Source organism: Streptomyces sp. NBC_01298 (assembly GCF_035978755.1).
Classification (GTDB): domain Bacteria; phylum Actinomycetota; class Actinomycetes; order Streptomycetales; family Streptomycetaceae; genus Streptomyces.
This window is the reverse complement of sequence record NZ_CP108414.1, coordinates 3,577,665-3,590,513: the sequence shown is the minus strand read 5'-3', so window position 1 is coordinate 3,590,513 and position 12,849 is coordinate 3,577,665. Positions and strand designations below refer to the sequence as shown.

Annotated in this window: 12 protein-coding genes; 5 read left to right on the top strand and 7 right to left on the bottom strand. The window is 72.0% G+C overall.

The genetic code is table 11. The features are described 5' to 3' along the window. Window positions 1-33: 33 nt before the first annotated feature. The 4 genes from OG730_RS16045 to OG730_RS16030 form a co-directional block, all read right to left on the bottom strand. Window positions 34-219: a hypothetical protein gene (locus OG730_RS16045; protein WP_274549281.1), complete on the bottom strand. Its 186-nt coding sequence runs from the start codon at window positions 217-219 to the stop codon at window positions 34-36. A gap of 68 nt (window positions 220-287) precedes the next feature. After that, complete coding sequence (locus tag OG730_RS16040) at window positions 288-1,301, bottom strand: YdcF family protein (protein ID WP_327304895.1); 1,014 nt, start codon at window positions 1,299-1,301, stop codon at window positions 288-290. 31 nt (window positions 1,302-1,332) lie between these two features. Then, window positions 1,333-2,919 carry an N-acyl-D-amino-acid deacylase family protein gene (locus tag OG730_RS16035; RefSeq protein WP_327304894.1) on the bottom strand — a complete coding sequence of 529 codons (1,587 nt, stop codon included), beginning with the start codon at window positions 2,917-2,919 and terminating at the stop codon, window positions 1,333-1,335. Between the two features lie 4 nt (window positions 2,920-2,923). Beyond that, window positions 2,924-4,201, bottom strand: coding sequence for an amino acid deaminase (locus OG730_RS16030; RefSeq protein ID WP_327304893.1), 1,278 nt, complete (start codon window positions 4,199-4,201; stop codon window positions 2,924-2,926). A gap of 191 nt (window positions 4,202-4,392) precedes the next feature. On the opposite strand from OG730_RS16030, the gene OG730_RS16025 reads away from it, so the two are divergent. The 4 genes from OG730_RS16025 to OG730_RS16010 all read left to right on the top strand — a co-directional run bounded on the left by OG730_RS16025 (window position 4,393) and on the right by OG730_RS16010 (window position 8,175). Then, window positions 4,393-5,166, top strand: coding sequence for an IclR family transcriptional regulator (locus OG730_RS16025; RefSeq protein ID WP_327304892.1), 774 nt, complete (start codon window positions 4,393-4,395; stop codon window positions 5,164-5,166). Then, window positions 5,163-5,576: a RidA family protein gene (locus OG730_RS16020; protein WP_327304891.1), complete on the top strand. Its 414-nt coding sequence runs from the start codon at window positions 5,163-5,165 to the stop codon at window positions 5,574-5,576. The genes OG730_RS16025 and OG730_RS16020 overlap by 4 nt, the downstream gene beginning before the upstream one ends. A gap of 132 nt (window positions 5,577-5,708) precedes the next feature. After that, on the top strand, window positions 5,709-6,203 hold the full coding sequence (locus tag OG730_RS16015; RefSeq protein WP_327304890.1) for a lamin tail domain-containing protein: 495 nt from the start codon (window positions 5,709-5,711) through the stop codon (window positions 6,201-6,203). Window positions 6,204-6,309: 106 nt separating this feature from the next. Then, the gene (locus OG730_RS16010; RefSeq protein WP_327304889.1) at window positions 6,310-8,175 is read left to right on the top strand and encodes a serine/threonine-protein kinase; all 1,866 of its coding nucleotides are present in this window, start codon (window positions 6,310-6,312) and stop codon (window positions 8,173-8,175) included. Here OG730_RS16010 and OG730_RS16005 read toward each other — a convergent pair. Continuing rightward, entirely contained in the window at window positions 8,172-9,035 is an 864-nt protein-coding gene (locus OG730_RS16005) for a LysR family transcriptional regulator (RefSeq protein ID WP_327304888.1), read from the bottom strand. The genes OG730_RS16010 and OG730_RS16005 overlap by 4 nt on opposite strands. A gap of 81 nt (window positions 9,036-9,116) precedes the next feature. Between OG730_RS16005 and OG730_RS16000 the strand changes: the two genes are divergently transcribed. Next, entirely contained in the window at window positions 9,117-9,479 is a 363-nt protein-coding gene (locus OG730_RS16000; RefSeq protein ID WP_327304887.1) for a DoxX family protein, read from the top strand. Between the two features lie 93 nt (window positions 9,480-9,572). Here the strand turns inward: OG730_RS16000 and OG730_RS15995 are convergent, their stop codons facing one another. Both OG730_RS15995 and OG730_RS15990 read right to left on the bottom strand, forming a co-directional pair. Next, on the bottom strand, window positions 9,573-10,910 hold the full coding sequence (locus OG730_RS15995; protein WP_327304886.1) for a M14 family metallopeptidase: 1,338 nt from the start codon (window positions 10,908-10,910) through the stop codon (window positions 9,573-9,575). A 111-nt stretch (window positions 10,911-11,021) separates the two neighbouring features. Next, entirely contained in the window at window positions 11,022-12,719 is a 1,698-nt protein-coding gene (locus OG730_RS15990; RefSeq protein ID WP_442814932.1) for a chitinase, read from the bottom strand. Window positions 12,720-12,849 lie beyond the last annotated feature (130 nt).

Here is a 12,849-nt window from a genome sequence, read left to right as displayed (position 1 = left end):
CCGGAACCCCGGTCCGCCCCGCTCCGCGCCCACCTACGGGAGGTAGCGTTCGAGCGCCCTCGCGCCCTCCTTCTCGATCAGCTTGCGTGCCTTCTCGACCCGCTCCGGGGTCGGGTCCTGGCCGCGTGCCATGACGAGGTCCTCAGGGTCGAACGGGTGCTCCGACCCGGTGTAGAGGTGGGCGGGGCGCTGGGGCTGCTGGTCCGATTCACTGTCCATGGCTACCTCCTGCTGTGTCCCCCTGGCCCCATCCTCCGGCCCGGCCCCCATGAACGCACCTCGGCGCCTCAGGCGACGTTGAGGGCCAGCGCCGCCGTCAGGGCGACGATGGCGCCGCAGATGCTGAGGTTGGCGATCTTGTGCTCCCAGAACACCGCCACGAACTCGCGGATCGTCGCGCTCGGCCAGAAGTACCTCGCCGTCGGCGAGCCCAGCACCTGGCCGTTGACCCCGGCCTTGCGGGCCATCATCGCGGCGCGGAAGGCGTGGAAGTTGTTGGTGACCACCACGCAGCGGTAGGAGGGGTCCGCCGCCTCCATGATGGTCCGGCTGAAGAGCAGGTTCTCCTCCGTCGTGCGGGAACGGTCCTCCAGCCGCAGGTGCTCCCGCGGTACGCCGCCCTCGGCCATCAGCCAGTCGGCCATCGCCCGCGCCTCCGCGACCTTCTCGTCCGTCCCCTTGCCGCCCGAGGTCAGCATCAGCGGCGCCCGTCCGCCCCGCGCGATCTGGGCGTCGTGGATCGCCTGCCCCTTGCGCAGCCGCGAGGCCAGCAGGGGCGGGACCCGGTCGCCGCCGATCAGGCCGGAGCCGAGCATCACCACGTAGTCCACGTCCCCGCGCACCTTGATCCGCCCGTAGAGGTAGGCGTAGGCGAGGAAACAGAGGAAGAGGAAGGAGACGTAGGCGACGAGGAGGACCACCCCGGCCACCACCGCGTCCAGGGCGGGCGGTCCGGTGTCGGCCGCCACGAAGACGAAGGCGATGAGCAGGAAGATCAGAACGCCCGCCGCGAAGGACAGCAGGTTGCCCGGGCTCCGGCCCTCCTTGCGGACCATCGTCAGGCCGTTGGTGATCAGGAAGACGCCGAGCGCGAGCGTGCCGACCGTGGGGACCACGAAGACCGCCAGGATCACGGCCTCCGCGAGCCCGGGCGGCAGGTGCCCGACCTGGAACAGCAGCCCGACCGAGGCGAAGATCAAGGTGAGGCCCAGGTAGACCGCGTTGCGGAAGCGCCGGCGGTCCTCCCGGACGCTCACGCCGAAGAGGGCGAGGAAGAGAGCAGCGGGCACAAAGGCGTACATGCGGCTCATCGTAAGTGCGAAATACGGCCGGTCAGCGGCCGCCGTGCGGGGTCCGGCGGACGGCCCGCCCGGCGAGGACGTCGGTCCTGCGCCCGTCCCGTACGACGAAACGCCCGTCGATCAGGACGTGCGGGATCCCGGCCGGCAGCGCGCGCGGGCGGTCGTACGTCGATCCGGCCGCGACCGTCAGCGGATCGAAGAGGACGAGGTCGGCCCGGTGTCCGACGCGCACCAGCCCCCGGTCCGGCAGCCGCAGCCGGGCGGCGGGGCGGCCGGAGAGGTGGGCGACGCACTCCTCCAGGGAGAGGACGCCCAGCTCGCGCACGTAGTGCCCGAGGTAGTGCGGGAAGGTGCCGTAGGCCCGCGGATGCGGTTTCGCGCCCTGGAGGATGCCGTCCGAGCCGCCCGTGTGGACCGGGTGGCGCATGATCGCCCGTACGTTCTCCTCGTGCCCGACGTGCTGGAGGATGCTCGGCCCGAGCCGGTCGCCCAGCAGCAGCGTCCGGGCCGTCTCCCAGTCGGGGACGCGCGTGCCGACGAAGGCCCCGTAGGCCGGGTCCGTGGTTCCGGCGATCTCGATCGTCGACCAGTCGACCGGGACCCCGTGACAGCCGTCGGCGCCCTCCACCTCCAGCGCGTACCGGATCCGCTCGGCCTCGGCGTCGTCGCGCAGCCGGGCGAGGACCGCCTCGGGTCCGCCCTCGTTCGCCCAACTGGGCAGCAGGGCGACCAGGGTGGTGCAGCCGGGGGTGTACGGGTAACTGTCGAGCGTGATGTCGGCGCCGTCGGCCAGCGCCCCGTCGAGCAGGGCGAGCAGCTCGCCGGCCCGGCCCTCGTTCTCCCCGAAGTTCATCGTGGCGTGCGCCAGGTGCAGGGCGCAGCCGGCCTCGCGGGTCAGCTCGACCATCTCGGCGTAGGCGGCCAGGGCGCCGCGGCCGTACGAGCGGTGGTGCGGGCAGTAGTAGCCGCCGTACCGGGCCACCACCCGGCACAGCTCCGTCAGTTCGGCGCCGGTCGCGTACATCCCCGGGGTGTAGGTGAGCCCGGAGGACATTCCCACGGCGCCCTGCGCGAGCCCCTCGGCGACCACGGCCCGCATCCGGTCGAGCTCCGCGGGGGTGGCGGGGCGGTCGCCCCAGCCGACGACGTGCGCGCGGACGGTGCCCTGCGGGACCAGGTAGGCGGCGTTGACGGCGATGCCCTGCCCGCCGTGGGCCCGGTCGAGCCGGTCCAGGTACCCGCCGACCGTGCGCCAGTCGAAGTCGATGTCCTCGCCCGTGCCGTTCCAGCCGGCGATGGCGGCCCGCACCTCGCCCAGCGTGCGGTCGTCGACGGGGGCGTAGGACAGGCCGTCCTGGCCGAGGACTTCGAGGGTCACGCCCTGCGCGGCCTTCGCGCCGTGGTCCGGATCGCGCAGCAGGGCGAGGTCGCTGTGGGCGTGCATGTCGATGAAGCCGGGGGCCAGGACGAGACCGCGGGCGTCGAGCGTGCGCCGCCCGCCGCCCGCGATCCGGCCGCCCACTTCGGCGATCCGGCCCTCGTGGACGGCGACGTCGGCGATGTGGGAGGGCCCGCCCGTGCCGTCGACGACGCGGGCCCCGCGGATGACCAGGTCCATGGGCTTAGAAGAACGTCCGGACGTACTCCGCGACCGTGCCGTCGGCCTCCACCACCGGGATCAGCGGCCACTTCTCGAAGATCGTGCACGGGTGGGACATGCCCAGCGCCACCCAGTCGCCGACCTCCACGTCCTCGGCGGAGTCGGTTTCCAGCCAGGCGTGCTGGTCGGAGAGCTTGAGCACGCGGATCCCGGTCGCCGGGCGCTCGGCGCCGGTGAGGGGGTCGCGCACGAGTTCCACCTCGGGCAGCCCCAGGTCGTAGGCGATGTCCCGCTTGCCGGCGTTGACGAAGGCCTGGGTGGGGGAGGGGCGGGAGACCACCTGCGTCCAGAGCCGGAAGGCGGGGCGCAGGCCGCCCTCCTCGGGGACCCGGTTGAAGGGGGTCAGGCGGGTGTACCAGCCGTGGTCGTGGGAGACGTACGCGCCCGAGCGCAGCAGCTTCAGGACCGGCCGCGAGAGCTCCGGGATCTCGGCGAACACGTCGGCGACGGCGTCGAACCAGGCGGAGCCGCCCGCGCTGACGACGATCTCCTCCACCCCCTCGAACCGTCCCGCCTTGTCGAACTCGGCCGCCAGACCGGTGAGCCGGCGCAGGTAGGCGTGCACGGAGTCCGGGTCGGCCCCGGGCACCTCCGCCTCGTACCCGGCGATGCCGACCAGGCGCAGGGTGTCCGTGCCCGCCACCGCGTCGGCGACGGCCCGGCAGTCCTCGTCGCTGCGGGCCCCCGTGCGGGCGCCTTCTCCGGCGCCGAGCTCGACGACCACGTCGACCCGCTGCGACCGGCCGGCCAGGGCCCGGTCCATGAGCTGGACCCCGCGCACGGAGTCCACGTAGCAGACGAAGCGGAAACCGGGGTCCGCGGCGAGCTCGGCGGCCACCCAGCGCAGGGCGGCGGCGTCGACGAGTTCGTTGGCGAGGAAGATCCGCTGGATCCCGAACGCCCGGTAGACGCGCGCCTGGTGGGGGACGGCGGCGGTGATGCCCCAGGCGCCGTGCTCCAGCTGACGGTGGAACAGCTGCGGGGCCATGCAGGTCTTTCCGTGCGGGGCGAAGGCCAGGCCGTGGCGCTCGGCGTACGTGCCGAGGGCGGCGAGGTTGTGGCTCAGCGCGTCCGCGTCGAGGGTGAGCACGGGCGTCGTGAACCCGCCGGTGTAGAGGCTGCGCCGCTCGGCGGTCAGCTCGCCGACGGTGAGGCCGGCCTGCCCGGCGTCCGGGGGGAGTCCCTTGAACCGGTGGTCCACCGGCTCCTGGGCGAGGGCCTGGACGGGGTCGCTGGGCATGTGTGTGGGCCTCCCGGGCATGGCGGTTGTTGCGTACAGTGCAACAGTCGTTGCGTGTATCGCTGCATGCTGTCTAACATCCCGGGTGACGACGGGTCAACGGGTCCGAGTCCCGGTCGAGGTCCCGATCCCGGCCCCGGTCCGAGTCCCGGTCGAGGCCCCGGTCCCGGTTCCGTACGGAGGTGCACGGCGTGAGCCAGTCGGTGGAGCGGGCGCTCCGGATCCTGCCTGCCCTGGCCAAGGGCCCGGCCGGGCTCGGCGAGGTCGCCGAGGTGCTCGACGTGCACAAGAGCACGGCCCTGCGGCTGCTGCGGACCCTTCAGGAACACGGCTTCGTCTACCGGCAGGGCGACGGGCGCTACCGGCTCGGGGCCTCCCTCTTCGCGCTGGCCTCCGAGTCCATCGAGAACCTCGACGTGCGCGAGATCGCCCACCCCCACCTGCTGGAACTGAACCGGACCACCGGGCACACCGTGCACCTCGCCCTCCACCAGGACGACGAGGTCGTCTACGTGGACAAGGTCGACAGCCGCTACGCGGTCCGGATGTACTCGCGCATCGGCCGCCCCGTCCCCCTCACCGTCGCCGCCGTCGCGAAGCTGCTGATCGCCGACCTGCCGGAGGTGGAGCGCCGGGCCCTGGCCGCGCGCATCGAGTACCCGGCCTACACCCCCCGCTCCACCCCCGACGCCGACGCGTACCTGCGCGAGCTCGACCTCGTGCGCGCCCAGGGGTGGGCCACCGACATCGGGGGCCACGAGGAGTCCCTGAACTGCCTCGCCGCCCCCGTCCGCGGACCCGACGGCCGCGTGGTCGCCGCGATGTCCGTCTCCGCCCCCGGCGTGGTCCTCTCCGTCGTGGGGCTGCTCGAACTCCTCCCGCTCGTACGGCAGACCGCCGACGCCATCGGCCGCGAGTACTCAGGCTCGGGCCCCGTACAGGAACAGGAAGAAGACAGGCCATGACCGACAAGATCGCGATCGTCCCCGCCACCCACACCGACCCGCCCGCGAAGTTCTCGCACGGCGTCCGCAAGGGCAACATCCTCCAGGTCGCCGGCCAGGTCGGCTTCCTCCCGCACGTGGACGGCCAGGAGCCCACGCCGGCCGGCCCCACCCTGCGCGAGCAGACCTTCCAGACGCTGGAGAACGTCCGCTCCGTACTGGAGGCGGGCGGCGCCACGTGGGACGACGTGATGATGCTGCGCGTCTACCTCACGGACACCACGCACTTCGGAGAGATGAACGAGATCTACAACGCCTACTTCGAGGAGCAGAACCTGAAGGCGGTCCCCTCCGCCCGCACCACGGTGTACGTGGGCCTCCCCGGCGACCTGCTGATCGAGATCGACGCCCTCGCGGTGCTCGACGCCTGAGCCCCGGCCTTACCGCGCAAGGGAGTTGGCGTACCGGGGCGTACGTCTCACGTTGTGTGCATAACGGCGAGAACCTTCCACGTTCTGTGTATCTTGAGCGCGCTTTATACACACAATGTGGGGGGAACTCTCTTGCGCAAGCGCTCCGTCATAGCCGCGGCCGTCGCCACCGGCGCCCTGGCCGTCCTCGCCGTCACCCCGGCCCAGGCGACCGAATCCGGCTCGGCCCTGAAGATCCGCGGAGTCCAGTACGACGCCCCCGGCTCGGACTCCAACAGCTGCTCCACGGGCAACACCCGTGACGAGTACCTGACGATCAAGAACTACTCCACCACGGCGACGGTCAACCTCAAGGGCTACGTCGTCAAGGACGCCACCGGCAACAGCTTCACCTTCACCACCAACCACTACCTGCAGCCCGGTGACTTCGTGAAGCTGCGCGGGGGTTACGGCACCGAGTCGGACGCGTACAACGTGGCCTACCGCGGCAGCTGCAACTTCATCTGGAACAACGACCGGGACACGGTCTACCTGAAGACCCCGTCCGGGGCGACCGCGGACTCCCACGCCTACACCAAGAGCGGTTCCGACCGCGACGGCAACGGGTACGTCACCTTCCACGGCTGACGGGCCCGGACCGACTCCCCTCGGCGACCCGGGCATTGGGTACCCTCACGGGTGACTTCGGGGCGCCGGCGGGGGCCGGAACGCCGTTAGGCAGGGATGGGTCCTCATGAGCAGCGCACCTTCGGCAGGCATCTTCCAACCGCTCAAGGCGGACGACCCGGAGATCGTGGGCGGCTACCGGCTCGCGGCGGTGCTCGGCGCCGGCGGCATGGGCAAGGTGTACCTCTCGTACACGCCGGGCGGCCGGCCGATCGCCATCAAGGTCATCCGGTCCGAGTTCAGCGAAGACCCCGAGTTCCGGCGGCGGTTCCAGCAGGAGGTGCGGTCCGCGGAGCGGGTCCAGGGGCTCTACACCGCCCCGGTCATCGACTCGGACACCGAGGGCTCCCAGCCCTGGCTGGCCACGGCCTACGTGCCCGGCCCCTCCCTCGCGCACGCGGTGGCCCACCACGGCGCGCTGCCGCCGCGCAGCGTCCTGCTGCTGGCCGTCGGGGTCGCCGAGGCCCTGACCGTCATCCACGGCGCGGGCATCGTCCACCGGGACCTGAAGCCCGCCAACGTCCTCCTCGCCTCCGACGGCCCGCGCGTCATCGACTTCGGCATCGCCCGCGCGGCCGACAGCACCGCCCTGACCAATACGGGCGTCAGCATCGGCACCCCGGCGTTCATGGCGCCCGAACAGGCGTCGACGGGCACGATCACCCCGGCCACCGACGTCTTCGCCCTCGGCCAGATCGCCGCCTTCGCGGCCATCGGGTCCTCCGTCTACGGCGACGGGCCCTCGCACGCGGTGCTCTACCGGATCGTGCACGAGGACCCCGATCTCAGCGGACTGCCCGAGGAGCTGCGGCCGCTGGTGACCCGTTGCCTCAGCCGCGACCCGGCCCACCGCCCCGCGCTGACCGAGGTCATCGCGCTGTGCAACGAAGCCGCGGGCACCGAGCCGCTGCGCCAGGGCGAGGACTGGCTGCCGCGCGCCGTCGCCGGTTCCATCACCGAGCGGGTGCACCTGCTGCCCGCCCCGGCCCCCACCCCGCCGCCGAAGCCGGCCACGCCCGTCCCGACGGAGCTCTCCGCGCAGCCGCCGACGCCGAGCGCGCCTCCGGCGCCCACCGCGGCGCCCGCGCACGCCGCGCCGACGCAGGCCGCCCCGGCACGGCCCGGACAGGGGACCGTGCCGACCGGCTACGGGACGCCGCAGCCGTACGCGCAGCCCCCGCGGCAGCAGCCCGCGTACGCGCAGCCTTCGTACGCGCAGCCCACGTACCCGCAGCCGCCGCGCCCGCAGCCGACGTACAGCCAGCCCACGTTCAGCCAGCCCACCTACGCGCAGCCCGGCTGGGGGCAGCCCGGGTACCGGCCCGCCCCGACCAAGCCCAAGCGGACCGGGCTGATCGTCACCCTGTCCGTCGTGGGCGCCGTCATCGGGCTCGCCGTCCTCGGCTCCCTGCTGCCGGACGGCGACAAGGGGAACGGCGCGGCCGGCTCACCCGGCGGCACGGGGGGTACCAGCGCCTCCCCGGGCAAGGCCCAGAAGCCCGTCGACCCGCAGCCGGTCTCGTACAAGGGCATCGACATGCCCGGGTCCCACCAGCTGATGCTCGCGGACAATCCGCCGCGTCCGGCGGAGGACCCGGAGGGCTCGGGCGTGCACTACGGGAAGGGCGACCTCTTCTACTACCGGGACACGACCTTCGGCAAGGACGAGTTCGGCACCGACAACGGAAAGCTGGTCCTGCTGAACAACTCGGAGAAGGGCTCGCTGGCGACCTGCCGCGCGGTGACCCGCTTCACCGAGAAGATCACCCTCGACCAGCTCACGGTCGGGTCCGAGGTCTGCGTCCTGAGCGACGCCGGGCACATCGCGGTGGCGACCTACCGCGGCAAGGCGGGGGCCAAGGAGTCCAGCCAGTACATCACCCTCGACCTCACGATCTGGCGCAACGCGGAGGAAGCGAAGAAGGACGACTAGGTCGTCCCCCCGGAGGACCGGCCGTCGGTCGCGAGAGCGACGAACGAGCGGACCAGCGGGCTCGGGTCGCCCGCCCGCCACGCCACCACCGCGCGGCTCGGCTCCATGTCCGACAGCGGCACCACGGTCAGGCCCGCCCCGGGATCGTGGTCCAGGAGGGTCATGCCGACCGTGCCGTTCCACAGGACGGCCTGCCGGCATTCCTGCACGGCGCGCACCTGCGGTCCCTCCCGGACTGCGCCGCCGCTCCAGTACGACTGCCAGGCGGCGTCGGTGCCCTCCGGGAACCGGAACCAGCGCCGGTCGGCCAGGTCCGCCAGCTCCAGGCGGTCCCGCCCGGCCAGCGGATCGTCGGCGCGCAGCAGCGCCCCGACCGGGTCGGCGCGCAGGACGCGTACGGTCAGGCCGGCCGCGTCGAACGGCGCGCGGGTCAGGGCGACGTCGACCAGTCCGGTGCCGAGCCCGCAGGTGGGGTCGGTCAGATCGGCCTCGCGGATCCGCACCTCGGCGCCCGGATGCCGCCGGCGGTAGGCGTCCGCCAGCCGGATCACGTCGGGAGAGGCGCTGTCCCCGAGGATCCCGACGGTGATGCTCGCGGGGCCGGCCGCCGCGGCCACGCGCGAGCGCACCCGCTCGGCGTGGTCCAGGAGGGCGCGCGCCTCGTCGAGCAGCACGGCCCCGACCTCGGTGAGGGAGACCCCGGCGGAGGAGCGGAGGAGGAGCGCGGCCCCGGCCTCGGTCTCCAGCTGCTTGATCGCCCGGCTCAGCGGCGGCTGGCTCATGTGCAGCCGGGCGGCGGCCCGTCCGAAGTGGAGTTCCTCGGCGACGGCCACGAAGTAGCGCAGGGTACGGAGCTCCATGCGGCGACGATACCCGTACGGTATCGAGGCCGCGGAACAGGTCTTGGACGGGCGCGGCGCCCTGGCCGTGCAATGGGACCCATGAACGTCGCCTTCTGGATCACCGCGGGCCTGCTGGCCCTCTTCTACCTCTACGCGGGCGGGGTGAAGCTGGTCCGCGGCCGCGAGGAGCTCCGCCCGATGATGGCCTGGGTGGACGACACGCCCATGCCGGCCGTCCGGGCCATCGGGGCGGTCGAGGTGCTCGGCGCCGCCGGCCTGGTCCTCCCGCCGCTGACGGGCATCGCGCCCTGGCTCGCCCCGGCCGCGGCCGGGGGATTCGTCCTCCTTCAGATCGGTGCGACCGTGGTCCACCTGGCCCGCGGGGACCGCCGGATCGCCCTGAACATCACGCTCCTGCTCGCCGCCGCCGTGACCACCTGGCTGGCGGCGGCCCGCCTCTGACGGCGGGCGCGGACGTTCGGGCGCGGACGGCGAAGGGGCGCCCCCCTGGCGGTGGGGCGCCCCCGGTTCACACGACGACCGGCGCCGCGAGCACTACGGGCAGTACTGCGCCTGCTTGCCGATCGACCGGTACATGCAGTCCGCGTTCTCCAGGAGCTGCAGCACCGCGTCCTTGTTGCGCGCGGTCTCGCGGTCGATGACCTCGTCGGGCGGGTAGAAGCCGCTGCTGCCCGAGTCCGTCGGGTACATCTCGAAGGTGTAGGCGAAGATCTTCTGGTTGCCCCACAGCCAGTCGTCGATGGTCCCGTCCGTGATGTACAGGTCGCTCGACTGCTCCGGCGTGTAGCCGTTGCTGGCCGCCATGCTGGTGCCGATCTTCTTGTACACGGCCAGGTCGTCCGCGGTCAGTCCGGGCGCGGTGTCGTTGTACGTCCACCCGAACGGCCACAGCACGAGCTCGCTGTACGTGTGGAAGTCGATGGCGGCCGTGATCTGCTGCTTGCCGCCGACCACCCGGCTGCGCACGAAGTCCGAGACCACCTTCACCTCGGGCGCCGACTCGGCGGCCGCGCCCCGGTAGGTCTCGGAGCTCTTGCTGCTGCTGGAGCCGCCGCAGCAGCCCCACTTGTAGTTCCAGTTGCGGTTCTCGTCCGTGCCGACGTAGGAGGAGCCGGCGTTGGGCTGCCGGTTCTTGCGCCAGGAGCGGTAGGAGCCGGAGGCGATGTCGTACTCGCCGCCGTCCGGGTTGAGGTCCGGGATGATCCAGATCTCGCGGCCGTTGACCATGTTGGTGACGCGCGAGTCCGTCCCGTACTTGGAGCCGAACTCCTTGAGCAGGTACAGGGCCATCTCGACGGTCAGGTGCTCACGGGCGTGCTGGTGCGCGGTGAAGAGCACCTCGGGCTCGGCCTCGTCGGTCGCGACGTTGTCGCTGATCTTGATCGCGACGAGGTCCCGGCCCTGGTAGGACTTGCCGATGACCCGCTTGCTCATGAGCGCGGGGTACTGGGCGATGCGCTGGTCGATCTCCGCGCTCGCCTCGGCGTAGTTGTGGTAGAGCGCGTCCTTCGACGGGAAATCGTTGATCCCGGCGGCGATGTCGCGCTCGTCCCGGCGGTCCGGCGGCCCGGGCAGCGCGGTCAGCTTGTAGCCGAGGGCGCGCAGCTTGGTGGCCTGCATGGTGTCGGCGCTGACGACGACCGAGCGCGTGTCCACCTCGTCGATGGAGGCGCCGGTACGGAGCAGGGCGGTGCGCTCGACCGCGGTGGCCGGGCCCTGGATCTCGTACTGGACGATCGCCTCGTCCTGGGTGGCGGTCGAGGGGGTGGGCGGCGGGGCGGCCGTCGCGCTCAGGCCGTAGGCGGGTGCGCCGAGCGCGAGCGCGAGAAGGGCCGCCGTGACGGCGGCCCTTCGGCGGTGGTGGAGCCGCATGCGTTTCTCCTGGGTGGGAGTGTGGGGGTAGCCGTGCGGACGCGCACAGCGTGCTCTCGTGGCATGTCCGGGTCAAGAACCTCAAACCAGCCATCCCCACACACCTACCTGCTACGGCAGGCCGTGGACCTTGGGACCCACCGCGTTGGACCAAGCGCTACCCGCTTTGGCGTCCCAGTTGGTCGACCAGGTCATCGCGCCGCGCAGACCCGGGTAGGTCTTCGAGGGCTTGAAGGTGCCGCAGCTCGTGCCCCGGGCGAGGCAGTCCAGCGCGTTGTTCACGATGGTCGGCGAGACGTAGCCGCTGCCCGCGCCGCTGGGGGAGGCCGGGACCCCGATGCCGACCTGCGAGGCGTCGAGCCCGCCCTCCAGCTGGATGCAGGCCAGCGCGGTGAGGAAGTCCACCGAGCCCTGGGAGTAGACCTTGCCGTCGCAGCCGAGCATCGCGCCGCTGTTGTAGTACTGCATGTTGACGACGGTCAGGATGTCCTTCACCGCGAGAGCCGTCTTGAAGTAGCCGCCCTGCGTCGACTGCATGTCGATGGTCTGCGGGGCCATGGTGAGGACGAGCGAGGGGCCGGCCTTCGCGGCCAGGGCGCGCAGCGCCTGGGTCATGTAGGTCGGGTTCAGGCCGTTCTCCAGGTCGATGTCGATCCCGGTGAAGCCGTACTCCTGCATCAGGGCGTACGCGGAGTTCGCGAGGTTGGTCGCGGACGTCCCGTCGTTGACCGAGATCGTGCCCTTCTCGCCGCCGATGGAGAGGATGACGGACTTGCCGGCCGCCTTCTTCGCGGCGATGTCCGCCTTGAACTGGGGGACCGTGTAGCCGCCCAGGCCGGCCGAGTCGAGGTTGAAGGTGATGCCGCCGGGCGTGCTCGTGGCGTCGGCGAAGGAGACGGCGATGATGTCGTACTGCGCGGAGACGTCGGAGATCTTCTGGACGGTCGCGCCGTTGTTGAAGTTCTGCCAGTAGCCCGTCACCGCGTGCTTGGGCACCGAGGGGTTCGGGTTGCCGCCCCCGCCGCTCGTGGTGGTGCCGGGGACGGCCGCGCCCTTCACGCCCTCGCCGGCCGCGTTGTACGCGCTCACCTGGAAGGAGTACGTGGTCGACGCGGCGAGCCCGGTGATCTGCGCGGAGGTGCCCGAGGTCACGGTCTGGACGCGGACGCCGTCCTGATACACGTAATACCCGGCGGCCCCGCTGACGGTGTTCCACGAAAGGGTGAGCCCGCTGGAGCTCTGGCCGGAAACGGCGCTGCCGGACGGTGCGCCGGGAATGGTCGGCGAGGGGTCGGTGCCGCCTCCGCCGTCGGGGCCGAAGACGCTGAACTCGTCGACCACGAAGCCCGGCTGGCCGTACCAGCCGTGGGTGTAGACGGTGACCTGGGTGGTGCTCGGGCCGGTGGTGAAGGTGGTGGACAGCTTCTGGAAGCCGCCGCCGGTGCCGGGGGTCCAGGTGGAGACGTCCTGGGTGCCGGTCCCGGTCGCGCCGAGGTACACGTACGAGCCGTTGACCTGCTCGCTGAGCGTGTAGGTCGAGCTCGGCTTGACGGTGACGACCTGGCTGCACCGGGCGTTGTCCTGGCCCGAGGGGGTGGCCTTGAGGGCGCCGGCCCCCGCGAAGACGGGGGAGGAGACGACGGCGCCGCTGCCGGAGGTACAGGTCCAGTTGGCGAGGCCGGACTCGAAGCCGCCGTTGCGGACGACGTTGACGTCGGCGGCCTGGGCGGTGCCGGCGGCCAGGGCTGTGAGCCCGCCGGCGGCGAGGGTCACGGCGAGCGGGACGGCGAGGGAGCGTATGCGGTTCACGTGGGCTCCGTGGGGGGAGTGGGGAAGTGAGAACGCGTCAGAACGGGTTGCGCGGCAAGTCCGGGGCAAGTGGGGTGCCCCGCAGCCAAGTTGGTCTAGTCCAATGTCCATGTCAAGAGTGTTTGCGATA

What these genes read in the sequence shown, in the direction of transcription:
- OG730_RS16045 (WP_274549281.1), bottom strand. Translation starts at nt 219, where the DNA reads ATGGACAGTGAATCGGACCAGCAGCCCCAGCGCCCCGCCCACCTCTAC.
- OG730_RS16040 (WP_327304895.1), bottom strand. Translation starts at nt 1,301, where the DNA reads ATGTACGCCTTTGTGCCCGCTGCTCTCTTCCTCGCCCTCTTCGGCGTG.
- OG730_RS16035 (WP_327304894.1), bottom strand. Translation starts at nt 2,919, where the DNA reads ATGGACCTGGTCATCCGCGGGGCCCGCGTCGTCGACGGCACGGGCGGG.
- OG730_RS16030 (WP_327304893.1), bottom strand. Translation starts at nt 4,201, where the DNA reads ATGCCCAGCGACCCCGTCCAGGCCCTCGCCCAGGAGCCGGTGGACCAC.
- OG730_RS16020 (WP_327304891.1), top strand. Translation starts at nt 5,163, where the DNA reads ATGACCGACAAGATCGCGATCGTCCCCGCCACCCACACCGACCCGCCC.
- OG730_RS16010 (WP_327304889.1), top strand. Translation starts at nt 6,310, where the DNA reads ATGAGCAGCGCACCTTCGGCAGGCATCTTCCAACCGCTCAAGGCGGAC.
- OG730_RS16005 (WP_327304888.1), bottom strand. Translation starts at nt 9,035, where the DNA reads ATGGAGCTCCGTACCCTGCGCTACTTCGTGGCCGTCGCCGAGGAACTC.
- OG730_RS16000 (WP_327304887.1), top strand. Translation starts at nt 9,117, where the DNA reads ATGAACGTCGCCTTCTGGATCACCGCGGGCCTGCTGGCCCTCTTCTAC.
- OG730_RS15995 (WP_327304886.1), bottom strand. Translation starts at nt 10,910, where the DNA reads ATGCGGCTCCACCACCGCCGAAGGGCCGCCGTCACGGCGGCCCTTCTC.